17 protein-coding genes are annotated in these 24,324 nt (G+C 71.8%); 9 read left to right on the top strand and 8 right to left on the bottom strand.

The window, feature by feature from the left end; genetic code table 11:
• Positions 1-443 precede the first annotated feature (443 nt).
• Positions 444-1,361, top strand: a complete 918-nt coding sequence (locus ACX9TP_RS35415; RefSeq protein ID WP_482975068.1) for an RluA family pseudouridine synthase — start codon at positions 444-446, stop codon at positions 1,359-1,361.
• A 159-nt stretch (positions 1,362-1,520) separates the two neighbouring features.
• A complete protein-coding gene (locus ACX9TP_RS35410; RefSeq protein ID WP_482975067.1) occupies positions 1,521-2,846 on the top strand; it encodes a hypothetical protein in 1,326 nt (441 codons plus the stop codon).
• Between the two features lie 65 nt (positions 2,847-2,911).
• Here ACX9TP_RS35410 and ACX9TP_RS35405 read toward each other — a convergent pair whose 3' ends face one another.
• Positions 2,912-3,748 carry a ChaN family lipoprotein gene (locus ACX9TP_RS35405; RefSeq protein ID WP_482975066.1) on the bottom strand — a complete coding sequence of 279 codons (837 nt, stop codon included), beginning with the start codon at positions 3,746-3,748 and terminating at the stop codon, positions 2,912-2,914.
• A 562-nt stretch (positions 3,749-4,310) separates the two neighbouring features.
• On the opposite strand from ACX9TP_RS35405, the gene ACX9TP_RS35400 reads away from it, so the two are divergent.
• Positions 4,311-6,854 (top strand): hypothetical protein, encoded by a 2,544-nt coding sequence (locus ACX9TP_RS35400; RefSeq protein ID WP_482975065.1) that lies wholly within the window; start codon positions 4,311-4,313, stop codon positions 6,852-6,854.
• 106 nt (positions 6,855-6,960) lie between these two features.
• Here the strand turns inward: ACX9TP_RS35400 and ACX9TP_RS35395 are convergent, their stop codons facing one another.
• Entirely contained in the window at positions 6,961-7,446 is a 486-nt protein-coding gene (locus tag ACX9TP_RS35395) for a hypothetical protein (RefSeq protein ID WP_482975064.1), read from the bottom strand.
• A 207-nt stretch (positions 7,447-7,653) separates the two neighbouring features.
• On the opposite strand from ACX9TP_RS35395, the gene ACX9TP_RS35390 reads away from it, so the two are divergent.
• The 5 genes from ACX9TP_RS35390 to ACX9TP_RS35370 all read left to right on the top strand — a co-directional run bounded on the left by ACX9TP_RS35390 (position 7,654) and on the right by ACX9TP_RS35370 (position 12,743).
• Positions 7,654-8,388, top strand: a complete 735-nt coding sequence (locus tag ACX9TP_RS35390) for a TadE/TadG family type IV pilus assembly protein (protein ID WP_482975063.1) — start codon at positions 7,654-7,656, stop codon at positions 8,386-8,388.
• Positions 8,385-10,391, top strand: coding sequence for a hypothetical protein (locus tag ACX9TP_RS35385; protein ID WP_482975062.1), 2,007 nt, complete (start codon positions 8,385-8,387; stop codon positions 10,389-10,391). The genes ACX9TP_RS35390 and ACX9TP_RS35385 overlap by 4 nt, the downstream gene beginning before the upstream one ends.
• Positions 10,391-11,464 (top strand): TadE/TadG family type IV pilus assembly protein, encoded by a 1,074-nt coding sequence (locus ACX9TP_RS35380; protein WP_482975061.1) that lies wholly within the window; start codon positions 10,391-10,393, stop codon positions 11,462-11,464. The genes ACX9TP_RS35385 and ACX9TP_RS35380 overlap by 1 nt, the downstream gene beginning before the upstream one ends.
• Complete coding sequence (locus ACX9TP_RS35375) at positions 11,461-12,399, top strand: hypothetical protein (RefSeq protein ID WP_482975060.1); 939 nt, start codon at positions 11,461-11,463, stop codon at positions 12,397-12,399. Before ACX9TP_RS35380 ends, ACX9TP_RS35375 begins: the two co-directional genes overlap by 4 nt.
• Positions 12,400-12,557: 158 nt before the next feature.
• Positions 12,558-12,743 (top strand): hypothetical protein, encoded by a 186-nt coding sequence (locus ACX9TP_RS35370; RefSeq protein WP_482975059.1) that lies wholly within the window; start codon positions 12,558-12,560, stop codon positions 12,741-12,743.
• Between the two features lie 9 nt (positions 12,744-12,752).
• On the opposite strand, the gene ACX9TP_RS35365 is transcribed toward ACX9TP_RS35370, so the two are convergent.
• The 6 genes from ACX9TP_RS35365 to ACX9TP_RS35340 all read right to left on the bottom strand — a co-directional run bounded on the left by ACX9TP_RS35365 (position 12,753) and on the right by ACX9TP_RS35340 (position 20,463).
• Positions 12,753-14,807: a hypothetical protein gene (locus ACX9TP_RS35365; protein ID WP_482975058.1), complete on the bottom strand. Its 2,055-nt coding sequence runs from the start codon at positions 14,805-14,807 to the stop codon at positions 12,753-12,755.
• Positions 14,794-15,918: a DUF3142 domain-containing protein gene (locus ACX9TP_RS35360; RefSeq protein ID WP_482975057.1), complete on the bottom strand. Its 1,125-nt coding sequence runs from the start codon at positions 15,916-15,918 to the stop codon at positions 14,794-14,796. The genes ACX9TP_RS35365 and ACX9TP_RS35360 overlap by 14 nt, the downstream gene beginning before the upstream one ends.
• Before the next feature lie 164 nt (positions 15,919-16,082).
• Positions 16,083-16,703 carry a hypothetical protein gene (locus ACX9TP_RS35355; protein ID WP_482975056.1) on the bottom strand — a complete coding sequence of 207 codons (621 nt, stop codon included), beginning with the start codon at positions 16,701-16,703 and terminating at the stop codon, positions 16,083-16,085.
• A 34-nt stretch (positions 16,704-16,737) separates the two neighbouring features.
• Positions 16,738-17,436, bottom strand: coding sequence for a hypothetical protein (locus ACX9TP_RS35350; protein WP_482975055.1), 699 nt, complete (start codon positions 17,434-17,436; stop codon positions 16,738-16,740).
• A gap of 50 nt (positions 17,437-17,486) precedes the next feature.
• A complete protein-coding gene (locus ACX9TP_RS35345) occupies positions 17,487-19,529 on the bottom strand; it encodes a YgiQ family radical SAM protein (RefSeq protein ID WP_482975054.1) in 2,043 nt (680 codons plus the stop codon).
• A 118-nt stretch (positions 19,530-19,647) separates the two neighbouring features.
• Positions 19,648-20,463 (bottom strand): EcsC family protein, encoded by an 816-nt coding sequence (locus tag ACX9TP_RS35340; RefSeq protein ID WP_482975053.1) that lies wholly within the window; start codon positions 20,461-20,463, stop codon positions 19,648-19,650.
• 204 nt (positions 20,464-20,667) lie between these two features.
• Here ACX9TP_RS35340 and ACX9TP_RS35335 point away from each other — a divergent pair, with 204 nt between their 5' ends.
• Positions 20,668-24,315, top strand: coding sequence for an AAA family ATPase (locus ACX9TP_RS35335; RefSeq protein ID WP_482975052.1), 3,648 nt, complete (start codon positions 20,668-20,670; stop codon positions 24,313-24,315).
• The last annotated feature ends 9 nt before the right edge of the window (positions 24,316-24,324 follow it).

The following is a 24,324-nucleotide window of genomic DNA, read 5'->3' as shown; positions in this document are numbered from 1 at the left end:
TACCTTGCAAGTTCACCCTTCCACCTGCAGACGTCAGGACGTCCTGGACTTGTCTCTCGTATTCCTCCCAAGAGACCTTGGGATTGAGCTGCGGAAGGGGCGGCATCGCAGAGGGCGTGGTTACGCCTTGTGATGCGTCAGATGGAGGGGTGGAGTTTGCTTCGGGGGCTTTTTCTTGGGGCATATCCGGAAGCGAAGAGGGATAGGTGTTGCCGCAGACCTTCTGGGGAACTTGGAGAGCACCGGTTCTACTGCAACCCATTTGGGTCCTCACGGCCCGCCCTTGCTCCGAGCTGGACGGCCAGGAAGGTCAGCAGCACCGCGGCGGTGGAGAAGACGAGCGGGTACTTCATGGGGACTCGCACCGTACCTCGGTGGACGTCCGGGGATGGGGTCCGCGCGCGGACGTTGACTCGCCGCCCGCGTTGGGGGACGGGTGGGGCATGGCGCAGCAGAAGGTCCAGGTCCCTCGGGAGGCCGCGGGTGAGCGCCTCGACCGCTTCCTCTCGAAGCACGTTCCGGGCTTCACGCCGGAGCGGGCCCGCGCGCTTATCGACTCGGGGGCGGTGCGCATCCGGGGCAAGAAGTGCCAGCCCACGCGCAAGCTGTGGGGCGGAGAGGAAATCGAAATCGAGCGGCCGGAGCCCAGGGCCGCGCCCACTGTCTCCGCCGCCGGGCCCCTGCTGCCGGTGCTCCATGACGATGCGGCCATTGTCATCGTGGACAAGCCGTCCGGGCTCGTCGTGGAGCCGGAGGGGCGCATGGCCTCGGTGGTGGGATTGCTCGCCGCGCAGCGGCCTCCGTTCGACGTGGAGGGACTGGCGCAGCCCGGCGTGGTGCACCGGCTGGACCGCGAGACGAGCGGGTGTCTGGCCTTCGCGCGCACGGATGATGCCGCCGCTGCGATGCTGCGCGCGTTCCAGGAGAAGCAGGTGGACAAGCGCTACCGGACGCTCGTCCTGGGGAATCCGCCCGAGCAGGGCCGGCTGGAGGGGCCGTACTCGAGAGACCCGAAGGACCCGCGCCGCTTCACCACCCGCGTGCCATCCGCGCGCCGCGCCGCGCTCTCGTTCGAGGTGCGGGAGAGATTCCCCGGCGCCGCACTGCTGGAGGTGGACCTGGACACGGGCCGCACGCACCAGATTCGCGTGCAGCTCTCGGAGGCCGGCTTCCCGGTGCTCGGGGACTCGCTCTACGGCACCGAGGAGGTGCGCACCCATCCTGCCGCGCTGGCCCTGGGGCGGCAGGCGCTGCACGCATTCCGTCTGGAGATACCGAGCCCCTCTTCGGGACGGATGGTGCGCGTGGAGGCCCCTCTGCCCGAGGACTTCGAGCGAGCGTTGGCGGTGTTGCGCGGCTGAACGCGGAGGCCGCAGCGCAGCTGCTTGGACGCTGCAGTGCTGATGCCGCCGCGTGCGGTGCGCGTGGACGCGTGAGCGGCTCCGGACGAAGAGGCTCTTCTCCTCTCCCTGGCGCGATTTTCCCCGCGCCCGTGCCACCCTTAGAGTGCGCTTCACGCAATGACCGAGCGCAGCCGGACCCGCATCGCGGCACGGGAAGAGCACTCGTCCGAGGACGTCCGCCGCCGCCTGGAGGGTGGGGCGGAGGTGCTCGACGCCGCCCGTACGCGCCATGCCGCGCTGGAGGCGGTGCTGCGCAGCCGCCGGTGGATGCGCCGCCTGCGCGCGAGTCCGGAGCTGGTGCCCGAGTGGCGCAAGCACGAGTCGGAGGTGGCTGAGGCGCTGGAGCGCGCGAAGCGGCGCGCGCGGGCGGAAGACTGGCCGGAGGACACGCCGGTGTTGAGGACCCTCCGCGAACTGGAGGCGTGCAGGACCCGGCTCGAAGCCCTGGTGCGGCGGCGACTGAAGGCCCTCGCGCCCGTGCCCGAGCCCCCCTCCCTGGAGGCCGGCCTCGCGCGCCTGGATGCCCTGGCGCGGCGCAAGGTGTCACGCACCCCGGCGCCCGGTGAGGTGGTCGTCCTGAAGGGCTGGCAGAACGGGCGGGTCCTCTCCCGGGACTCGCAGCCGTGGAAGCTCCCCCTCTTCCTCCTGAGCTACGTCCTGTATCTCGTCTTGATGTTCCCGCTCGGGCGCCTGATGGGGGAATGGGCGTTGCTGGGGATTGCGGCATTCCTGGTCCTCCCCATCCTCTGGGGAGCGCTCCGCGTCCTGCCGAGGCTCGGGCGCTTCTGGCTGACGCGTGAGCGGCTGGTGTGGAAGCCCGTGCTCGGCGCGGCTGAAGCAATGCCCCTGAGCAGCATTCTCCCGGGAGGCGTCCACCTGGAGCTGGCCACGGGCAGCGTCCGCGTGGACGGGGAGGTCCGGGTCCACATGCACGACCTGCGCGATGCGACCCGTCTGGCGGTGCTCCTCGAGCTGCACCGTCAGCTCCCGCTGCCCGGGGCCGCGCGGGCCGCGAGCCCGGGGCCGTCCTTCATCCTCCCGGGGTCTCTGCAAGGCACGGGTGAATCGTGGGAGAGCGGCCAGGCCATCCTGCGTCCGGAGGGGGTTTCCTTCATTCCTGGTCGCAGCGGTGCCGCGGCGCTCCAGGTTCTCTCGGGGCAGCGCGCGGACCCGTCCGTGACGCTGGACCAGGTGCTGGAGCATCTGAGCGCGCTGCCGGAGGCGGAGTTCGGCGCCCGCGTGGCACGCCTCGCGGATGCCCTGGACGGGGTGAATTGGCCAGCAACGAAGGCGTCTCCCCGGGACGTGAGGTGGGAATGGGACAAGCTCCACGTCACCCGTGACGGGCGCTCGCTGGTGGTCTCCGTGGGCCTCTCCCAGCAGGCCGCCGTGGAGCGCGTGCTGCGCGCCTGGGGCCGCTTCCCCGGCGCGGGCAATGCGTAGGTCAAGAGGTAGATGGCCGCTGTTGCTGACCGAAGAGCATGTCTGCGGTGCCGCCCGTATTCGCCTCAGCGCTGGCGCTGCCGCAGCGGGGCGCACGGGTCTTCCTGAGGCGTCGCCGGGGTGAACCACACGTAGTCGAAGGGCAGGGCGCTCGCGGAGAACGAGGCTGCCATGTCCTTCGGCTCGGGAGCCTCGGGAGAGACCTCCAGGAGCCCCACGGAGACCGTCTTCTTCCCAGGCGCGCGGCGCGCCAGGTGCGCGGGCACGCCCCGGTCCGTCCGCGCGTGCCCGTTGCCGGTGATGAGGATGCCTCCTTCGCCGGTGTCCGCCGACAGCAGCCGGTCCGCGAGGTGTGCGTCCCGGGTGCGCTGTGCCTGCACCATGGGCCCGAGCATCTCGGCGGGAAGGTGTCCACAGTGCGCCTGGTCCTGCTCTTCGCGCATGTTCCGGGCGACGTCCTCGGGCAGTGGCCTGTCCAACCCCAGCCGTGCGCGCAGCGTCGCGGGCAGGGCCTCCGGTCCGCGCCTCACGATGTCCCGCACCTGCGTGCGTGGGAGGTTGGCGGCCACCACCGGCAGTCCCGTCTCCAGCCCCGCCGCGAACACCGGCCGGTAGAGCGTCCACTCCGGCCAGCCGCTGTGAGACCAGTCCACAGCGAGCGCCAGTGCATCCGCGTCCTTCGGTGCGCGGGCGAGCGACGCATCCACCGTGGGCTGCTGCTCCACGTCCAGCATCTCGAAGGCCAGTGCCGGCTTGCGCCCGCCGCTCGCCAGCGCCCGCACCAGCTTCGCCTGGAGCCGGTGGTGGTCCGGTTGGTCATGCCGCTCGCCCAGCACCACAAAGCGCGCGCTTCCGAGGGCGCGTAGCAATTCCGCCTCGTCCACGAAGCGGTTGCCTTTCACATCCCAGATGCGCCCGGCGAGCGGGTGCTCGCGGTAGAGCGGCGAGGTCCACCCACCGGGAAACGTTTCGTCTCCGGACAGCGCATCGGGACGCCGGGCGGTCCCGGTCCCCTGGGGAGGCGCCGCCGACGCGGACTCTCCCGGCGCGGGAACTGCCGCCGCAGACGTTCCCGGCGTGGGAGCCGCGGAAGCGGATGTTGCTGGCTCGGAAGCCGTCTGCTCGGGCGCCGCGGCAGCAGTCGCTGTCCCCACCGAGTCATCAGGGCGCGTGGCACCGGAGCGAGCACAGCCAACGACGAGGAGCAGCACCGAGGCAACGAAGTACGTACGCATCACGCCCACCACTCCGCCACAGCGCCGCCGCCGCGTGCCATCCCTTTTGACAGGGAGTGGTCGGCCCAGGACGCCCCGGTGTCCGAGACAGGTGTCCTCGGGGCGCAGCGCGGGTGGACGGACGTCGAGGCCATCGCCGACGGGAGGAACCGCACCCACCCTCGCGGGTGGATTGTCGTCCGACGCCGCTCGCCTGACCTTGCCGCAGTCGTTCCAGAGGGGGAGTCGCATGTATCAGACGGGTGGAGGGGCCGCGCGGGTCGCGCGGTGGGGAGGCGTGTTGCTCGGAGCGCTGCTGTTCGCGTGCGGGCCCGCGCCAGAGGACGGGGACGATGCGCGAGAGGCGACAGTCCCCGGGCCATCGGAAGAAGCAGTGCTCCCGCTGGCGCCGCACGAGAAGCCGGACGACCTGCGAGACGCCGCGGCAAAGAACTCCGGCGTCTCCAACCCCTTCGACGTGAGCCGCCCCTCCCTGAGAAGACAGCCCACCGCCAATGCCGGCGTGGGCGTGGCCTTCGACGGGAAGCAGTACTTCGTCGTCTGGGAGGACGACCGCGACGGCGGAGTCTTCGGCTCCCGGGTGAAGAATGGAAAGCTCCTGGACCCGGCGGGCATCCCCCTCAACCTGGGCACCGGCCTGGAGGGCGGCGAGCCCCGCGTGGCCTGGGACGGAAAGCAGTTCGTCGTCGTCTGGGTGAGCGGCAGCGGCGTCTTCGGCGCGCACGTGGAGTCGGATGGCGACGTGAAGCGCCACTTCATCCTCGCCTCCTCCGACGAGGTGTTCGGCCCCCCGGGCATCTCCTGCACGAAGGGCCTGTGTCTCGTGGCCTATGTCGTCTCCGGTGACGAGGAGGACCTCGTCGTCTTCGACCGGGTGGAGTCCGACGGCGACGTGAGGGACGGCGAAATCCTCTCCGAGCTCCCTGGCTTCGCCTTCCGCCCCGCGGTGGCCTGGGACGGCAAGCAGTTCGCCGTCGTCTGGCACGACAGGCGCGGAGGCGAGGACGCGGAGGACCTCTACGGCGCCCGCGTGAAGAAGGACGGCACCGTGCTGGACCCGGGCGGCGGCGTGCCCATCATCACCCTGCCCGGTGCACAGCGGAACCCGGACCTGACGTGGACCGGAGACCGCTTCCTCCTCGTGTGGCAGGACGACCGTGCCGGCACCGAGGACATCCAAGGTGCCCGCCTTCGACGGGAGCTGACCCTCTACGGGCCCGAGGGCTTCCCCATCTCCACCGGCCCCGGTGACCAGACGCTGCCCCACGTGGCGCCCAGCGGAAGCAAGTCGCTCGTCGTCTGGGACGACACGCGGATGGGGCCCCACCGGGTGCGAGGCGCCCGCGTGGGGGATGACGGCGTCGTGTGGGACGTCGCGGGCTTCACCATCTCCTCCGGCGACCAGGAGGAGGAGCTCCAGCCGGCGGTGGCGGTGGGAGACCACCAGTTCTTCGTCGCCTACGCGGGCGCGGAGTCGGGCACGCCGCTCTACGGGCCGCACCACATCCTGGGCACCCGCGTGCAGCACGACAAGACGGTGAAGGACTCGCCCGCGCTGCTCTTCACCCGCTCCGCGTTTCCCCAGGACCAGGCCGCTGCCGCGGAAGGCGGAGGCGTCTACCTGACGGTCTGGCGCGAGGTGCGCGACGGCGTGTCACGGCTGCTGGGCGCCCGTGTGCGCCCCGACGGCCGCGTGCTCGACGTGCCCTTCTCCTTCCCCGCGGGTCCGGACGCGCGCGAGCCCGCGGTGGCATGGGATGGCGACGTCTGGATGGTGGTCTGGGAGGAGGGCGACGAGTTCGGCGGTGGCACGGGCATCGACATCCGAGGCGCCCGGGTGAGCGGCTCGGGCGTGGTGCTGGACGCCGCCAGCCTGGACATCGCCAGCCTGCCGGATGACCAGTACCAGCCCGCGATTGCCTCCAACACGGATGACTTCTTCGTCGTCTGGACGGACCGGCGCGGCGCCTTCTTCGGCAACGTCTCCGACATCGTCGGCACCCGGGTGAGCTCCAGCGGCGTGGTGCTGGACCCCGGCGGCATCCCCATCTCCAGCGTCCCCTTCACCCAGCGGACGCCCTCCGTGGTGGCCACCGGGGACCTGCGCTACCTCGTCGCGTGGGTGCACATCGATTTCATCTCCGTACCCGCCGAAACGGAGCGCAGCATCCGCGGCGCGCGCGTGGACGCGGATGGCAACGTGCTGGACCTGCCAGAGCGCCTCTTCGCGGAAGGGCCGGCCTACACCGCGCCGCCCGGGCTCGCGTGGGACGGCACGAACACGCTGGTGGCCTGGACGAGCGAACCGGAAGGCAGCTTCGGCGCCCCGGGGCCGGCGGTGCTGGCCGTCCGGGTGGATGCCGACGGTGACGTCCTGGAGGCCATGCCCCGCGTCGTCGCCACCGGCGGCGGCAGCAACCGCCTCAACGTCACCGCGACGTTCGACGGGACGGACTTCTGGCTGGCGTGGGAGCAGCAGACCGACGTGCCGTCCTTCCCGGCGCTGGTGTTCCGCTCCGACGTGTACGGCGCACGCGTGCGCAGCAACGGCACCGTGAGGGACGCGGGCGGCAGGGTCATCGCCGCGCACCAGCCCGAGCCCGAGTCCGCGCCTGTGCTCGTCTCCGCCCTGGGCGGACGCGTGGCCGTCTTCTACACGGAGTTCGTTACCGAAGAGGACGTGATGAACCTGCGCATCCAGGGGCGCGTGCTCAGCGGGTTGGGCGCGTCCGCCATGGAGGTGGGGACACCCGCGCCCGCCGCGGCGCGCTGACGGCGTGAAACCCCGGCCCCACCGCGCGACGTGGGGCCGGAAGCACCGAAGGGCCCGTGGCTTCTCGCCTTCACGGCGGAGCACGCGGGCCCTTCGGGCGTGCGGGCTACTTCGCGTCCACCACCAGCACCGTCCACCGGTCCGTGGAGTGGTCGATGCGCACGTTGGCGGCACCGGCCTCCTGGAGCTGCTGCACGATGCCCTCCAGGAAGGTGAGGTGCTCCTTGGGCGCGTCCACGAAGATGTGTTTCGAGCCGGTGCCCTTCGCCTTGGGCTTCTTCGACGGAGCACCGGCAGCGCCGTTGAGCGCCTCCGGGGTGGCGACGGCCTTGAGCCGGGCCGCGGCGTCGTCCTCGGCGGCGGCCTCCGGCGCGCTCTCCGGCTCCTCGGCGGCGGGCGCGGGTGCGCCGGCCTCGGCCTCCTCCTCGGCCTGCTCGCGCAGCTGGTTGAAGGTCTTCAGGTTGATGGCCGCACCGAACTTCGACTTGAAGGACTCCAGCGCCTCCTTGGTGCTGATGTCCGGCTGCTGGCGGAAGAGTTCGAGCAGGTAGGCGTGGCGCTCCTGGGTCTGCTCCTGGGAAGTCCTCGGCATCGTCTTCAAGCTCCTCAAGAATGTTGCGAAACGGAAAGGCGGCGCACCCTAACCGAGCGTTCAGGTGGACGAAAGGTGGGGCCGTGTCGGCCACCTGACCGATGCCTTCCTTCGAATCTGGCAAGCTATCCCTGTATTCTTGCTTTCTAAGGTGTGTCGGGTTTGCTGCCGGAGCGTGACGGAGCGGACTCGGGGTGAGGCTCCGCCATGCGACGAAGCAACAGGCGCGACGGTGAGCGGGGGCAGGCCGCGGTGGAGACGGCCATCGTCCTGCCGATGATGGTGTTCCTGCTGCTGGGCACGCTGCAGATGAGCCTGGCGCACCAGGCGCGGCTCTTGAACGAGTACGCGGCCTTCAAGGTGGCGCGGGCGGCGAGCGTGTACCGGCTGGACTGCAAGCCGATGGTGCGCGCGGCGCTGATGGCGCTGATTCCGTCGATGAGCCGCACGGGCGTGAATCCGGACCTGCGCGCGCGCTTCACCGGCGTGGCGCGGCAGGTGCTGGGCGACAACCGGCCGCCGGGGTTCCGCTTCAACGGGCCAGGCGCCATTCCCCTGGTGCAGGTGGACTACTGGGTGAGCGACTTCAAGCGCAACGAGTCGTTCGACCTGCAGCTCGAGCCATGGCAGCGGCCGATGAAGGTCCACGTGCGGCTGGCCTACTTCTACGAGTACCGCATCCCCTTCGCGGGGTGGATCATCAGCCGGGTGTGGCTCGCGTCGCAGACGGGCCGGCAGTGGGCGACGGGGGCGGACCCGATAACGCCGGTGCGGCGGTGGGCGCGCCGGGTGACGCCGGCGGCGGAGCGCAGCCCGGACTGGGCCGTCGCGCAGCGCGGAATCGACCAGGGCTACTTCACGGTGCCGCTGGTCTCCACGTGGTCCATGCGGATGATGAGCGACCCGCTCCCGGACGTGGACCTGGAGGGGCAATGCCCGTGAGCGGACCCCGTTCCCGCCAGGCGCGGCGCGCGCGGGGCCAGTCCCTGGTGCTGGCCGTGCTGCTGATGCTGGTGGTGGTGGTGACGTCGTTCCTGACGTTCTCCATCGGCGCGCGCACGCGGCGGAAGATTCAGCTCCAGGCGCTGGCGGACACCACGGCGTACAGCCTGGCGGTGGCCGAGGCGCGCGCCTTCAACTTCTACGCGTGGAGCAACCGCGCGCTGGTGGCGCACCACGTGAGCATCCTCTCGGTGCACGCGCACCAGAGCTACTTCAGCTTCTACGAGGACATGCTCGGGGCCACGGGCGACAACTTCGACAAGATGGCCGAGCCGTACCGCGCCCCCTGCCGGCGAGGCTCGCGCCGGGCGTGCGAGACGCAGCAGCGGCTGGAGCGCATCCGGGACATCTACCTCTACAGCTACTTCGACCCGGCGGTGGAGTTCCCGGTGCCGTACTACTGCCGCTACACCAACGGCCTGGAGTCCTGCCAGGTGGACGGCGACTGCCAGCGGGGCGAGACGTGCGAGGACATGGACGTCCACCGCAAGCGCGGCGCCATCTGGTTCCACAAGGAGTGGCACGCCAAGGACAACAGCAACAGCTGCTTCCAGCTGGTGCAGGGCTCGCGCAGCCACTTCAAGAAGGTGGAGTACATCCGCTCGCGCCAGCTGATGGTGGAAGCCCAGCTGAAGATGATGATGACGGGCAACGAGGATGACGCCCGGCTGGTGGACGCCAACCAGCAGCAGGTGCTGGAGGCGAACACCGGGCAGCACGAGGCGCCGCTGCAGGGCTTCATGTACCGGCAGCCCGACGCGCAGCTGTCGCTCGCGGATGCCATGGTGAAGCTCACCGGCCCGGAGCTCGTCGCGAAGGAGAGCGCGGGGCGGCTGTCGCTGGGCTACTACCAGCGCGCGGTGAACAACGGCATGGAGCTGCGGCGGCACCGGGACTACGACGAGGTGCTGGCCGCCACGCGCTACCCGTCCTTCATCACCCAGCGGGACAGGACGTCGGACGACGAGGCGCTGCCCGCGGATCCGAACTGGGTGCGGCTGAACCGCGCGGCGCGGCGGGCGGGGCGCAACCACGGGACGCCCTTCACGGAGGTGAGCACCGCGGGCACCGCGCGCATGGTGAAGGTGGGCTCCAACGACGAGGACCCGGGCTCGCGCAACGGGAGCGACCCGGGGGAGACCCCGGGCTTCCCCGGCAGCTACAACCCCACCTTGCGGCCGTGGGCCGGACGCGAGCTGGCGGACGCCGCCCACCGGGGCCGCCACGGCGAGCCGTACGGCGCGGGTGAGGGCGACGGCGCGCTGGCGGAGGACCACGGCGTGGTGCGGAGCACCTATACGCTCGACTCCGGTGGGCAGCTGCGGCACACCACCCTCATCCGCCCCGGCCGCAACGGCGTGTGGGCGGACCCGCATGACCACGACGTGGACCGGCGGGGCGGACGGGTGCACAGCAACCACATCTTCCACGGCGACCTGATGGCGGTGGCCGGCCACGGCACGGGGTTCGGCGACTGCGACGGCCCGGACTGTGAGCGCAACCTCCGGCGGGGCCTGTACCGCGGGCACATGCGCTACCGGCTGGGCACGGACGACGCGCTGTGGAACATGCCGCGCACGGTGACGCTCATCACCCGGCCCTCGGGAGAGGCGCAGCGGATGCCGTGGGACTTCGACTTCCAGGCGCAGCTTCCCGGGCCGGTCCGGTTCACCACGCTGAACGCGCCAGGGGACGTGGCCTCGGGGCGCACCATGGCGGCGCTCGCCAGCGGGCTCGTCTACTTCCACAAGCCGCGCCTGCTCTACGGCGGGGGCACCGATGAGGAGTACGTCGAGCCGCCCAACCTGTGGAACCCCTTCTGGCGCGCGAAGCTCCACGCGGTGAGGCAGCCGGACGCCATCGCCGCCACGGCGGGAGGCGTCCACGACGCCACCCACCATGTGCTCACGGACCTGTATCGCTGGAACGCGGTGAACTACTGATGGCCACCTTCCGCTCGCGCACCTCCCGCAGGGCTCGCGGCGCCGCCACGGTGGAGCTGGCGCTGTCGCTGATGCTGCTCGTCCCCGTGCTGCTGTACGCCATCTACGCGGGGGAGGCCTTCCTCGCGGCGACACGGGCCCAGGAGGCGGAAATCTCCGCGGGCTGGGACATGACGGCGTACCGGATGCACGACTACATCACCGGCTACCGAGGGGGCCCGCGCGCGCAGTACGGCGACGGCGCGTCCGACACCCAGCGCCAGGTGGCCGCGACGGTGCCCCCGCGCGTGGCCCGGGAGCTGGGCGGCCTGGACAGCTACCGCCGGAACAACACCGCGCCCGCCGAGCGGAACCTCCTGTTGTCGCAGCAGCGGCTGCAGGGGCTCACCTGCCAGCCCTTCAACGTGCAGGGCATCTACCCGCTGCTCACCTTCGAAGGCATTCCGAACGGCGTGCGCGAGTACCTGCACCGGGGCAGCTACATGGCCTGCCGGGCGCGGGTGAACTTCCGCTCGCCCTACATGCCGCAGACGCTGCGGGATGGCTTCCACTCCCAGGTGGACCTGATTCACACCAGCCTGCGCGACGGCTTCACGCTGTGTGGCCTGGGGCGCTCGCTGCGCGGCTGCGAGCCCGGCGGGGGCTTCCTCGTGCTCACCGACGACTGGGGGCTGGAGGACGCGATGGAGAGCCCGGTGGCGCACTGGTGGTACGCCGACAACTGGGGCTATGCGAACGTGGGCAACTCCATCTACCACCGCGCCCCGGAGCCGGTGGTGGACGGGCACGGCTTCGAGGGCGGGGAGGGCGGCAAGCAGGTGCGCTTCGCCATGGACTTCCTCCTGGACACGCAGAAGGACTACGGCGACACGTCCGACTTCAAGTTCGGCTTCCGCAATCCCTCCTCGAAGCTGCAGAGGTTCCGGGTGGAGGGCGGGGGCATGGACGAGGGCCACCTGACGCCGTGGGACGACGGGGAGGGCGGCTTCCTGGGCGGCGAGCAGGTGGAGCGCGCGCGGCGCCACTACCTGGGGCACCCCGACGAGAACTACAACGCGGCCTATCTGCAATGAGCACCCCGTCTCCCAAGCTCAGGCGGATGCTGCTCGCCGTGGGGCTCGTGGCCAGCGCGGTGCTGGGCAGCGCACTGGGCCGCGCATACCAGGAACCTGCCGACGCTCCCTCCGCGCCTGAAGCGGCGGTGGACGCGGAGGAGATGGCGGAGGCGTTGGATTTGGAGCTGCCTCCAGCGCCACGGCGGGCCCGGCCGGACGCGGGGGCGGTGGCCACGTCCCCGGGCCGGGTGCGGCGCACGGGACAGGCGGCGCTCCGCTCCCGGATGCCGCTGCCGCCGCGCGCGGGAGCGCTGGTGTCCATCGGCCGCCAGCTGGACGCGCATGGGGTGCCCATGAACCTGGCGGCCTTCGAGACGGATGCGCCGGCGCGGGACGTGCTGGCCTTCTACGCGCGCCACTTCGAGTCGAAGGGCTGGCCGTACTCGGACGTGCCGGGAGCGCGGGAGCAGGTGCCCTACCGCGCGCTGAGCGCGACGCTGGTGGAGGAGGGCCTCCAGCTCACGGTGATGGTGATGCCGCACGACGATGACCGTGGGAACACCGTGGTGCTGGGGCTGGCGGACATGGAGGCGTGGGACGATGCCGCGCACGCGGAGGACACGGGAGACCTGCCCGTGTACCCGGGCACGCACCCCATGGCGGTGCGCTCGACCGGGGAGGGGCGCTCGGACTTGACGGTGAGCTTCGACACCGGTGATGCGCCCGCCACGGTGGAGGCGTTCTACCGGCGTGCCATGGCCGAGCGCGGCTACACCGAGGTCCCCGACGACGAGCTGCCCGCGGACTTCTCCGGGCCCGCGCGCCTGCTGCGCTTCGCCGGGCGGCAGGGCGGGATGTGGACCCTGGCCGTGTCCTCGGCCGAAGAGTCGCGAGGCACCGCCGTCACCGCTCAGGGCAGCGGACCCGACACGGTACCGGAGGGCAGGCCATGACGCCGACGCCGCGTCGCAGGGCCTCGCCGCGCGGTCAGGCCACTCAGCCGCGCCGCGGAGGCACTCCTGGGGGGCAGGCGATGCGGCCGCGTCGTGGAGCCGCGTCGCGCGGTCAGGCCACTCAGCCGCGCCGCGGAGGCACTCCTGGTGGTCAGGCGATGCGGCCGCGTCGCGGAGCCGCGTCGCGCGGTCAGGCGATGGTGGAGTACGCGCTCATCGTCACCCTGCTCATGGTGGGCACGGTGGTGGGCTTCGTGGGCTGGCCCTTCACCCGCCGGCTCTTCGAGGCGCTCCAGTCCTACGTGGACCTGTTCTTCTACGCGCTCAACCTCGCGGTGGGGTGAGGCGCGGCCTCAGGCCGGCTTGCGCTTGCGGCGCCGCAGGAGCGCGGCCCCCAGCGCCACCGGAATCAGCACCCCACCGCCCAGCGCCGCCAGCGTGCGGCGGCGCAGTCCCTTCCAGTTGAAGGACAGGGTCGGCTGCTGCGCTCGCGCCCGCTCGAAGTCCGGCTCCGGGCACTCATGGCCGAAGGACATCCATTCCCCGTCCTTGAGGTTGGCGCCGTTCTTCACATAGGTGCGCCACAGTCGCTGGACCCGCTCCGGCTCGGTGCTCGCGGTGTAGCGCGCCGCCCTGCAGAGCAGCACCGCGTAGGCCTGGCTGCGCTTGGGCAGCAGCTCCGCGGCCTGCTCGGCGAGGTCCGCCGCGGTGGAGCGGTAGTGGAAGCGCACCGCGTGCGGCGGCGCGTGGGCCTTCAGCCGCTGCTGCTCGGCCTCCGTGACGAGGGGCAGCTCCGCCATCTTCTTCCGCGTCTCCTCGACGTGGGGCGGCAGCTCGCCGTACTCGCCCTGGTCACCCATGTCGTACATTCCTTCGACCTGGGCCCAGTCCGGCGCGGCCTCGGTGCCCAGTACCTCCATGCCCACCGTGCGCGCGAGCCGCGAGGCGTCGTAGAGCGCCCGGGCCCGGTCCACCGCGTCGTCCGTCGCATCCGCGCGCTCGCGGGCCTCCACGTACTGCCGCGCGGGCTGCTCGAACTTCGTGCCAATGAAGTACTCCAGCGCCTTCGCGCCCGCGCCGTCGCGCAGGAGCCGCCGGCCGAGCAGCAGGCGCAGGCGCGCCTTCAGGGAGGTCGTCCCTTCGCGGACCTCGTCGTCCCAGCCCCAGATGAAGACTCGCGCGAGCTCGGGCCCGCACCGCTCCTCGTGAATGGAGGCGATGAAGCGCTGGAGCTCCTCCACCGTGAGCACGCGCTCGGCCACATAGGCGAGGTCCGGCCAGGAGCAGCTCGCCAACAGCCGCTCCGCGGACTGCGAGAAGTCGCCGCGCGTCAGCGCGAGCAGGGCGCGCTCGCCTTCCGCGCGCGTGCGGGGACGCAGGGTGCCGAGGGGCGACTCCCCGGCCCAGTCCTCCGCTTCCGGCAGCCCCTCCACGGCCTTCGCGAGGTGCTGCTCCGCCGTCGTCAGCTCTCCCCGGCGCAGCGCGAGCTTCGCCTTCACCCAGGCGGACAGCGGCGTGGGCTCCTGCCCGGCGAAGCGCTCCGCCAGGTCGAAGCGGCCCATGCTCCACGCTGCCGCCGCGAGCCGGTCCGCGCCCTCGGGCCCGGGCACGGCCGCGAGCGCCTCCAGCACGTTCCGCACCTGGCCCTCTCCGGCTTCGTCCTCCCACAGCCACTCCCGCCCGCGCGTCCAGACGTAGGTCGCCATCAGCCGCCAGGCCACCGGGTCCTTCAGGGCCTCGCGCAACCGGGCGTCGTCCCGGCGCAGGGCCCGCGCCACCAGGAGCAGGGACGTGTTCCCGCTGGAGCTGCCGTGAGCCGCCTGCTCCGCGTAGAGCCGGATGGCGCCCGCGTCATCTCCCTGCTGGAGCAGCAGGCGCGCCTCTTCACCGAGGCTCGCCACCGCCAGCCCCAGCGGGTCGTCGAAGCCCTGGCGGGCCAGCTCGCGCACCTCCGCGAAGCGGGGCCGCGCCTCGTGCTCCAGGCCCGCGCCCGCCGTGCGTGCCAGCATGAACGCGGCGAAGGTGGAGAAGTGGCGGCGCTCCTCCGCGGGCAGCGCGAGCACGTCCAGGAAGCGGGCGCGCGCCTTCTCGTAGTCCCCGGCATGGAAGGCCTTCGCGCCCGCGGCGTACAGCGCCGTCTCCCGGGCCCCGCCGCCCTCTCGCGCGCCCCGGGGCTCGCCCTGCTCGTCCGCGTCCTCCACGAACTCCATCACCTGGAAGGTGTCCGCGGGCTTCGGCAACAGCCGCCCGGCCTCGAGCGAGAAGGCACCCTCCGGCAACTGCGCGAGGGTGCCGGCCCTGTCGCTCAGCAGCTCGGGAGGGAAGTCGGGGCCGCACGCGCGCGCATCGCGCAGGGGCGCGAGCAGCATCAGGACGACCAGGGACGCGAAGAGGCTACGGCACGACAAGCGACACCTCGGTTCCCCGCACGAAGCCGACGACACGGCGCTCGCCGGCGCGCAGGCGGGGAGGCGTGCGCGCCACGAGGGAGGCCCCGTGCGGGGCATAGCCGCCCACGCCGTCCAGGACCTCCAGGTTTCCAGAAAGGGTGAGGCGCACGGGCGCATCCGCGTCCACGCGGCCGGTGTTCTCGATGACGATGTCCCGCGTCCCGCCGCCCACGTCCACCAGCCGGGGCGTGAAGCTCGGAGTCAGCGGCTCGCCGCGCACCACGGCCTCCAGCGTGGACGGGCTCCACGCATCCGGGTCGCCCCGGTGGCCGAGCCGGAACCAGATGACGCCCGTCACCCCGCGCACGGGCCGCTCGCGCAGCAGGGCCACGAAGCGCGAGACGTCGCGGGGCTCCGCGGACAGGCGCGTCCCGTCCTTCAGCCGCACGCGATAGGTGGGCACGGCGACGCGGAAGGCGCGGCCCGTGGCCCTGGACCAGGACTCGACGAAGCCCCGCGCTTCCTCCGGCGTGAAGAGCGTGGGCGCGCGCACCGCGTGGACCTGGAGGACGACGTCGTCGGGGATGGAGGCCAGCCGCTCCACTTCCGGCGACGCGGCCCAGGTGGGCAGGGCGGTGATGGAGAGCTTCAAGTCGGGCACGAGCGCCCGCTCACGCTCCAGCCAGTCCGCATAGCCGGTCAGCGCGGAGGTGGCGCAGTCATGGTCCACCTCGATGCCACGGACGCGGACTCCCCGGGCCTTCCAGGCACGGGCGTGCGTGGCGACCTCCGCCAGGGAGACGCCGTCGAGCGGCGCCGTGCCGTCCACCCGCAGCACCGCCACCACCTCCCGGCCGGAGCGGGCCAGGGCGTCCACGTCCACCGCCACGTCCACCGGTGTGCGACGGGCGCCGGAGCGCTCACGCGCGAGGACGCGAAGGGCACCGAATTCCGCGGGCGCCCGGGTGAGGGCGTCGCCCAACTCGGGGCTCCAGTCCCGCTGCCACACGTAGGCTTCGTGGGTGAGGGGGGCGGGAGTCCCGCGCGAGCAGGCGAGGCCGTGCGCGAGCAGCAGCACGCAGGCCCAGGCCAGGGAGTGGCGCCGTCGGAGCTGCTCGCGAGAGGTCATGGCCGGGGAGCCGCCCACCGTGGCGCGGAAGCCGCGTCACGGAAGCGGGAGGTGTGGTGCCATGGTGCCACACCCCGATGACTTCTGTTCCGCCATGGCATTGCCTGGCCGGCTGCTCCGGCCACGGCGGGTGCTGCCTTCGGTTTGAGTGCGTAGCACCGCGCTCAGTTCGGAGGCGGCGCCGCGCTGTGGTCGCAGTGCAGCAGCGGCTGCGGGTCGAAGCAGGTGAAGACGTCGTTGTCATCGATGCGGCACACCCCGTCCGGGGTGCTGGCGCACTGCACCTGCGTGCGCGTGGCCTTGCAGTCATAGCCGCAGCTCACCGTTTCGGACGCATTGAGGCAGCGGGGCCGGGCGGTGTCCGCGCCATACTGGTGGATGACGCTCTCCGGCGGGTCCCAGCAGACGAGCCGTGCGAAGTGCGTGGTGCACACCCCATAGGGCGTGTTGTTGCAGGCCACCTCGCCCTGGAAGAGCCGGCAGTTGTAGCCACACGCCACCTGGCCCCGGCTCTCCTTGCACTCGGGCTTCGCGCTCGAGTCCGGCGGGTGGTGGATGACGACGCGCGGCGGGTCCCAGCAGTGCACCCGGCCGGCCAATACCTGGCACACCCCGTAGGGCGTCCGGGCACAGGCCGTGCCCGCGTTGCTGGTCTTGCACTGGTACCCGCACACCGTCCTTCCCTGGGAAGACACACATTCGGGCGGTGGAGCGCGCGGCGGGGACGCCTTGGGAGCCTCCACGGGGGTGGAGGCCAACCACAACATCGCGAGCAGGGAGAGCATGGTGAGCCCCCCGACGAAATGGACGGGAAATTATTCACATGTGGGGCGGAATGACGAAGCGCCCGTCCTTCCCGAGGGGAAGCCGGGTGACGCGGCGCTGCCGGATGTCGAGGTACAGCTCCTTCCCCTTCGGGAAGAGTGTCACCGACGGGACGATGAGCTGGTGTTCCGGGGGGCTGCCCAATGCAATCCACATGCGATTGCCATCCGTGCCCAGTGTCACCCACCGCGCCTGCGGCCCATCCGGCGTCACCGACATCTCCATCCGCACCAGGAGGATGGCCAGCTTCCCATCCGGAGCGGTCCACGTATCGGCGAGCGACAGGCCCACCGGCGACGACTGCCAGGTGGACCAGGTGTTCACCACGCAGAAGCCGCCCGCGTGTGGGCGTGCCACCACCAGCGAGCCACCTCCCTCCGGGCCTCGGGTGCTGTGCTCCATCAAACCGAAGAGCTGCACCGGCCCCGCCGCGAGCGCCAGCTCCTGCTGGAAGGCCGGCTTCACCGCGTCGTTGGGTTTGAACCCGAGGTGCTCGAAGGTGAGCGCGGGCACCCAGGTCCGTGCGGCCAGCTCCGGCCGGAAGCCCAGCTCCAGGTTCAGCTCATCGGGGATGCTGTCCGGACAGGTGGGCTTCGGTGCCTGGGCCTGCTTCGACGCCGCGGGGTTCGACAGCGCGGCGCATCCACCCATCAGCCCCAACACACAGCCGAGCCCCAGCACCCTGCTGCTCACGTGACGCATCCACCCTCCCGGAAAAGAGGGTGGCGAGCATGCCACCTGCGTCAGCGGGTACCAGGGCCGGGGCCCCCGGGTCGGCGCGCACCGGGACGTCCGGGGCCGCTCCCTCCGGGACGGGGGCCGGAGTGCTGCCGGGGCGCCGGGGACCTCGGCTCGCGCGGGCCGTCCTCGTCGTCCCGCTGCTCGGCGCGCTGGCGGCGGGCGGCCTCGGCGGGTGTCTCCGGCGGCACCAGCGCATGCGGGCCCCGGCCGATGAGGTCGTCGCGGCCGGCCTGCTTCAGCGCCTCGCGCGCCAGCGGCCACTGCTCCGGGTTCCAGTAGAGCAGCAGCGCCTTCTGCAGCTTCTTCTCGCGCAGACCCTGGGCCGTGTACACGGGCTCCATCTTCAGCGGGTCCATGCCCGAGTAGTACATGGCGGTGGCCATGGCCATGGGCGTGGGGATGAAGTCCTGCACCTGGCGGGGCCGCTTCCCGTTCTTCTTCAGCCACAGCGCCAGCTCCACCATGTCCTCCAGCGTGGAGCCCGGGTGGCCGCTGATGAAGTAGGGGATGTCGTACTGCTCCTTGCCGGCCTCCTCGCTCGCGCAGGCGAACATGTTCTGGAAGCGCTCGAAGCTTTCGATGCCCGGCTTCTTCATCTTCTCCAGCACGCGCTTGGACACGTGCTCGGGAGCGACGGACAGCTGCCCGCCCACGTGGTGCGCGGCCAATTCCTTCACGTACTCCGGCGAGCGCTCCGCCAGGTCGTACCGCACGCCGCTGGCGATGAAGACGTGCTTGACGCCGTCCTCCTTGCGCACGTCCTGCATCAGGCTGATGAGCGGCCCGTGGTCCGTCTGGAGGTTTTCACAGACGCCCGGGTGGACGCAGGACAGCTTGCGGCACCGCTTCTCGATGTCCTCGCTCTTGCACTTGAGCTTGTACATGTTGGCGGTGGGGCCACCGAGGTCCGTAATCGTCCCCCGGAAGTCGCCCATGCGCCGCAGCGCGCGGACCTCGCGCAGCACGCTCTCCGCCGAGCGGCTCTGGATGACGCGGCCCTCGTGCTCCGTAATCGAGCAGAAGGTGCAGCCGCCGAAGCACCCGCGCATCAGCACGATGGAGTGCTTCACCGTCTCGTACGCGGGGATGCCCTCGTCCTTGTAGAGGGGGTGCGGGACGCGGTTGAAGGGCAAGTCGTACAGCTCGTCCATCGCCACCGAGCGCCCCTCGGCGCCGGCCTCGCCCACGCCGTCCTCCAGCGGGAGCGCGGGCGGGTTCATGTAGATGGCGCGGTTGCCGTGGCGCTGCGCGAGCGGCCGCGCGTTGCCCGGGTTGGTCTCCATCTGGAAGTCGCGGCTCATCACCGCGAAGGCCTGCTTGTCCGCGATGACCGTCTCGTACGGGGGCAGCACCACCGTCTTGCGGTCCGCGGCGCGCTTCGCCGGGTCCGCCTCGTGGGCGCGCATCTCCTCGTCGCTGATGGTGTACGCGGTGCCGCGCACGTCGCGGATGTCCTGGATGCGCTCGCCGCGGCGCATCCGGTCCGCCACCTCCATGATGGGGCGCTCGCCCATGCCGAAGACGAGCAGGTCCGCCTTGGAGTCGAAGAGGATGGAGCGGCGCACCTTGTCGCTCCAGTAGTCGTAGTGGGCGATGCGGCGGAGGCTGGCCTCGATGCCGCCCAGGATGATGGGCACCTCGGGGTAGGCCTCGCGGCAGCGCTGCGCGTAGACGATGGTGGCGCGGTCCGGCCGGCAGTTGGTGCGGCCCCCGGGGCTGTACTGGTCCTCGGAGCGGTTCTTCTTCTGGGCCGTCAGCCGGTTGAGCATCGAGTCCAGGTTGCCGGCGGCCACCCCGAAGAAGAGGCGCGGCGGGCCCAGGGCCTTGAAGGGCTCGGCCGAGTGCCAGTCCGGCTGGGGGATGAGCCCCACCTTGAAGCCCCGCCCTTCGAGGAAGCGGGCGATGAGCACCGGGCCAAAGGCCGGGTGGTCCACGTACGCGTCCCCCGTGACGATGATGATGTCGCACTGCTCCCAGCCCCGGGCCTGCATGTCGGCTCGGGTGATGGGCAGGAAGGGGTGGGCGTAGCGGCTCGGTGGGGGCATGGCGGTCAATCGGCTGCGAGTGGCTCTCCCCTAAACACTCCCAGGCCGCGGAAGCAAACCCGGCGTGGATGTGGGTGTCCTCGGCAGCGGACGCCATGCCCCTTTGCCGGGCAGCCGGTCAGGCCGTGCCGGACTTGCGGGTCCGGGGCTTCGCCGGGGCCTTGGCGGCCTTGGCCGGGGCCTTCTTCGGGGCTTTGGCGGCCTTCGCGGGAGCCTTGGCTGCCTTCCGAGGCTCCGCCGGGGCCTTGGCGGCCTTCGCGCTCCGGGGCGGGGACAGTTCGCGGCGCTTCTTCAATTCGCCCATGCAGCGCTCTCCCACGCGGTTGGTGAGCACCTTGTTCATGGACGAGCCCACGGCGATGCCCACCAGCGGCAGCGCGCGCAGCAGGCCCTTGGACACGGACAGGAGCGCAATCTTCGTCATCACGCTCACGAGCATCTTGGAGGCCTCGCGCGGCGCGTACTTCCAGAAGGCGATGCCCTGCGTCTCCGCGAGGTCGGCCACCGTGCCGCGCTCCCGCTTCGCGTCGTAGGTGCTCACCGAGGCGAGGAGGAACGCGAGCTGCCGTTCATGCTCGCCGGTGATGTCGTAGCCGTAGAGGTGGCTGAGCACGAGGGCCATCTCCACCTCGAACTTGAGCATGAAGCACATGTCCGCGAGCGTCCCGCCCAGCGCGGCCACCATCGTGCCGGCGCCTGGCACCAGGGCGGGGAGGGCGGCCAGTCCTCCGGAGACGGCGGAGCGGTTGGAGAAGTGGCGCACCACCTCCAGCGCCGCGGCGTCCCGCGTGGAGTCCTCGTCGGGCAGGCCCTTCCGTCGCGCCTTCTCCAGCTGCTGGTTCGACAGCGCGATGAGGCTGTCGGTGTCCGAGAGAATGCGCTCGACGGCCGTGAGGAGCTTGCGTCCCTGCTCCTGGTCCTCGACTTCCTTCATGGGAGTCCCCCTGTGTGCCTGACGGTCCGGGCTGCACACCCGGGCTCTCACACGACGCTGGCGGACGCCTGTCGCGGCTGTCAAGTCACGCACCGTGTGCACGGAGTGTGCCCGGGGGCGGACGCATTGACGTGGATCCATGCCTCCCCTACCTTCGCGCCCCCTGTGCCCGGCGAAGGGCCGAGGGAGTCCGAAGCCTTCCCGATGACGCACCGGATGCACGAGGCCGCCGAGGAGCGCGAAGCGCCGTCGACGGGCGACTCCAGCCGCGAGCTGCACGTCGAATACGACGATGCGCCCGTGGACGGCGCGGCCTTGCACTCCCGAGGCATGTCCCGCAAGCGGCTCGCGGAAGCGGAGGCGCTGGGACGCGGAGCGGCGGTGGCGTACCCGTCCGTCGACGCACCTCGCAACCGGCTCGCGGAAGCGGAGGCGCTGGGACGCGGTGAGGTGCCTTCGTCCCCGTCCGACAGTCCCCCGGCGCCCCCTTCGCTGAATCCGCAGCTTGTCCTGGCGCGGCTGCGAAGGGGCACGGCGGCCCCGGCGACGGTGGATCCGGACGACGTGCCCGTGGTGGACCTCGCCGCGCCCGCGGAGGCAACGAAGGCCGAGCGCGAGGCCATGCAGGCCACGGTGTCTGCGGGCAAGCGCCGCGAGGCGTGGACGCCCCCCGCGTACCTTCCGGAGGACCTGCGCGAGGCGCTCATGGCCGAGCGCAGTCAGTACCGCGCCCAGTTGCTGCAGGACGTGCGCGAGGTGAGCCTCCAGTCGCCCGCCGTCCTCTCGCTCATCCCCCGGCCGGCGGCGGACCCGGACTGGTCGGGCGGCTCCATCCTCGGCTTCCACGGCGAGGAGTGCGTCTTCGGTGGCGACGTCGTCCACCTGGACTTCGAGTCCGGTCGCGTCTTCGCGTCACCCGGGCATGGTGACGACGTGGACCGCCGCGCCCTGTCCGCGGAGCGCTGGTGCTACCGGCCCTATGACTTCGCGGAGGCGCTGTGCAAGGCCGCCTCGGCGTACGAGGAGCGGCAGCCCGCGCTCACCCAGGCCCTGCGCCGCGCCAGCGGCGAGGAGACCCCGCCCGAGCTCCAGCCGAAGGATGCGGAGCGGCTGCCGGTGGACCGGCTGTGGAGCCAGCCCTGGGGCTGCATCTGGGGCCCGCCGGGCACGGGCAAGACGACGGCCGTCGCGGACCTCATCGCCCGCAGCCTCCGCGCCTTCCCCAACGAGCGCATCCTCGCGGTGGCGCCCACCAACCGCGCCGCCGACGAATTGGTGATGCGCGTCAGCGCGCTGCTGGAGCGCGAGCCGATTCCCCTGCGCCCCCTGCGCAGCATCTTCCGCGGCGGCACCGGCGCGAGCGACGCGCTGGCGAAGCTGCCCACCGTCATCGTCGAGGACAGCCAGAAGGGCGGGAAGCTCCGCGCGAGCATCGACGAGCGCGAGCGGGAGCTCATGCTCCAGCGCGTGCGGGGCGGCCCCGCGCATGAGCTGGCGAAGCTCCAGGCGGAGCTGCGCGGCCTGCGCGGCAAGGTGAAGGACCCCACGCTCAAGGAGGCGGAGAAGGGCGACTGTCCGCTGATGGTGCTCACCGTGCACCGTGCCCTGCGGCTGGTGTCGGAGCTGGAGGGGAAGCAGACCTTCTCCCGGCTGGTGGTGGACGAGGCCGGCATGGTGACCCGGGCCGCCACCGCGCTGATGGCGCCGCTGGCGGAGCGGGTGACGCTCGCCGGAGACCCGAAGCAGATTGGCCCGGTGAGCCGCGCCGCGGAGGGCGCCGGGAAGGACACGCAGAAGTGGCTGCGCGCCAGCGGCCTGTCGCACCTGGAGGACGCGGTGAGGGACGCGGGGCGGCCGGACGTGCTGCTGCTGCGCACCCAGCACCGCATGCACCCGGACATCGCCCGGGTGGTGAGCCACTTCTGCTACGGCGGCGCCCTGGAGGACGGCGACATCGTCAAGGCTCGCGCGGAGCGGCCGGCCCCGGTGGCCGCCTTCGCCAGCACGCGCGCCGGCTGGGTGGTGCTGGACAGCCTCACGCGCGACGCGCGCCGCCTGACGCACGGGCGAGGGGAGACGGGCTCCGGCTACCAGCGCGAGCTGTCCGCGAATCTCGCCGTGTCCCTCGCGCGCGAGGCGGTGCGCTCGGGCTTGAGCGTGCTGTGTGTCACGCCGTACCGCGCGCAGGCCGCGCTGCTGCGCCGGCTGGGGAACTCCGCCGGCCTGCGCGGGGACGTGTTCAGCGCGTCCACCATCCACCGCCAGCAGGGGACCCAGTACGACGTGGTGCTGGTGGACACCGTGGCGGGAGGCCGGCCGTTTCCTCCGCACACGCTGGTGCCCATGCTCAACGTGGCCGCCAGCCGCGCGCGGGACTACCTGCTCGTGCTGTCCTCGCGCGACGAGGCGCGGGCCGCCACCATTCCGCAGCGCTTCCTCGCGCTGCTGCCGCGCCTGCGCGTGCTCTCCAGCGAGCCCCTGCGCCTGGAGCCGCTGCCGCTCCCGCAGAAGCCGCCGCCTCCTCCTCCGCCCGCGCCCGTCCCGCCCGCCAGCCTGGGCGGCGAAATCGAGGGTGCGCGTCCGGCCCGGCCGCTCTTCTCACATGAGCAGGTGTCCCTCTTCGAGCGGCGCTTCGACGACGGGCACCACCTGGTGCGCGGCGTGGCGGGCAGCGGCAAGACGTACGTGCTGGCGCACTGGGTGGCGCGCTACCTGCTGGAGCACGAGGAGGCGCAGGTGCTGGTCTCCTTCTTCAACCGGGCGCTGGTGCCGCTGGTGGACAAGCTGCTCACCGAGGCGCTGGTGCAGCGCGCGGGCCGCGAGCGGGTGCGCACGCTGCGCTCGCGGGTGACGGTGCGGCACGTGGGCGCGCTGCGCCGCCCGGAGCCCGGCAGCTTCGACGCCGTCTTCGTGGACGAGGCGCAGGACATGGACGCGAAGGCGCTGGCCACGCTCTACGGCCTCGTGCGCCCGTACCCGCTGCCGGACGGCCGGCAGGTGCGCTGCTTCCAGTTGTTCATGGACGACTCGCAGAACGTCTACGGGCAGATTCCCATCGACGCGCTGAAGGAGCAGCTCCCTGAGGGGCTGTCCTTCCGGGGCCGCACCCGCGTGCTGAAGGAGACGTTCCGCGCCACGCGCGACATCCTCGACGTGGCCTTCAACGTGGTGCTGGACCCGCTGCGCCAGCACCAGGCCGGCGAGCCCGGCATGCGCGAGTACATGAAGGTGGGCGAACTGGCCCGCGAGGGGCTCCTCTGGCTTCCGGAGGAGACGCTGGAAGGACTCTTCCGCGTCCAGTCCACCGAGCGCGGCGGCGTGCTGCCCTCGGTGCGCGGCTTCGCGTCCGGCGCCAGCGAGGCGCGGCAGGTGGCGAAGGAGATTGCGCGCCTCATCCGCGAGGAGGGGGTGCACCCGGGCGACATCCTGGTGGTGGCGCCCGTCATGCCCTCTCAATACACGGAGGCGCTCCAGCGCGCGGGAGTGCCCGCGGAGGCGTATGGCGGCAAGGGGGGCCGGGACGTGACGGACTTCCGCGTGAGCGGGGTGGACCACGTGCGCGCCACCACCGTCTTCTCATGCAAGGGGCACGAGTGCCCCATCGTCTTCTTCGCGGGGCTGGACGCGCTGGACACCGTGGAGAACTGGATGGCCGGCGCCCGGGAGCGCGCGCCCCGGGAGCTCGAGCGCATCCGCCGCGCCATGTTCTACGTGGGCTCCACCCGCGCCATGAAGCGGCAGTACCTCACGGGCGTGCGCGGCGCGCGCTTCCTCCGCGTGGCCGCGCACTACGTGACGACGCTCGCGGGGCTCGTCCCCTCCGCGCCCGGTGCCGAGGGCGCGAAGGAGTAGAGGCCCGGG

The organism is Pyxidicoccus sp. M15 (assembly GCF_056858435.1).
Note: the sequence above shows the minus strand (reverse complement) of the source record. Positions and strands in the feature narration are given on the sequence as shown.

Bases quoted from the DNA above. Each gene is read 5' to 3' on its own strand.
- ACX9TP_RS35415 (WP_482975068.1), top strand. From the start codon at position 444: ATGGCGCAGCAGAAGGTCCAGGTCCCTCGGGAGGCCGCGGGTGAGCGC.
- ACX9TP_RS35410 (WP_482975067.1), top strand. From the start codon at position 1,521: ATGACCGAGCGCAGCCGGACCCGCATCGCGGCACGGGAAGAGCACTCG.
- ACX9TP_RS35400 (WP_482975065.1), top strand. From the start codon at position 4,311: ATGTATCAGACGGGTGGAGGGGCCGCGCGGGTCGCGCGGTGGGGAGGC.
- ACX9TP_RS35395 (WP_482975064.1), bottom strand. From the start codon at position 7,446: ATGCCGAGGACTTCCCAGGAGCAGACCCAGGAGCGCCACGCCTACCTG.
- ACX9TP_RS35390 (WP_482975063.1), top strand. From the start codon at position 7,654: ATGCGACGAAGCAACAGGCGCGACGGTGAGCGGGGGCAGGCCGCGGTG.
- ACX9TP_RS35380 (WP_482975061.1), top strand. From the start codon at position 10,391: ATGGCCACCTTCCGCTCGCGCACCTCCCGCAGGGCTCGCGGCGCCGCC.
- ACX9TP_RS35375 (WP_482975060.1), top strand. From the start codon at position 11,461: ATGAGCACCCCGTCTCCCAAGCTCAGGCGGATGCTGCTCGCCGTGGGG.
- ACX9TP_RS35370 (WP_482975059.1), top strand. From the start codon at position 12,558: ATGCGGCCGCGTCGCGGAGCCGCGTCGCGCGGTCAGGCGATGGTGGAG.
- ACX9TP_RS35360 (WP_482975057.1), bottom strand. From the start codon at position 15,918: ATGACCTCTCGCGAGCAGCTCCGACGGCGCCACTCCCTGGCCTGGGCC.
- ACX9TP_RS35355 (WP_482975056.1), bottom strand. From the start codon at position 16,703: ATGCTCTCCCTGCTCGCGATGTTGTGGTTGGCCTCCACCCCCGTGGAG.
- ACX9TP_RS35345 (WP_482975054.1), bottom strand. From the start codon at position 19,529: ATGCCCCCACCGAGCCGCTACGCCCACCCCTTCCTGCCCATCACCCGA.
- ACX9TP_RS35340 (WP_482975053.1), bottom strand. From the start codon at position 20,463: ATGAAGGAAGTCGAGGACCAGGAGCAGGGACGCAAGCTCCTCACGGCC.
- ACX9TP_RS35335 (WP_482975052.1), top strand. From the start codon at position 20,668: ATGACGCACCGGATGCACGAGGCCGCCGAGGAGCGCGAAGCGCCGTCG.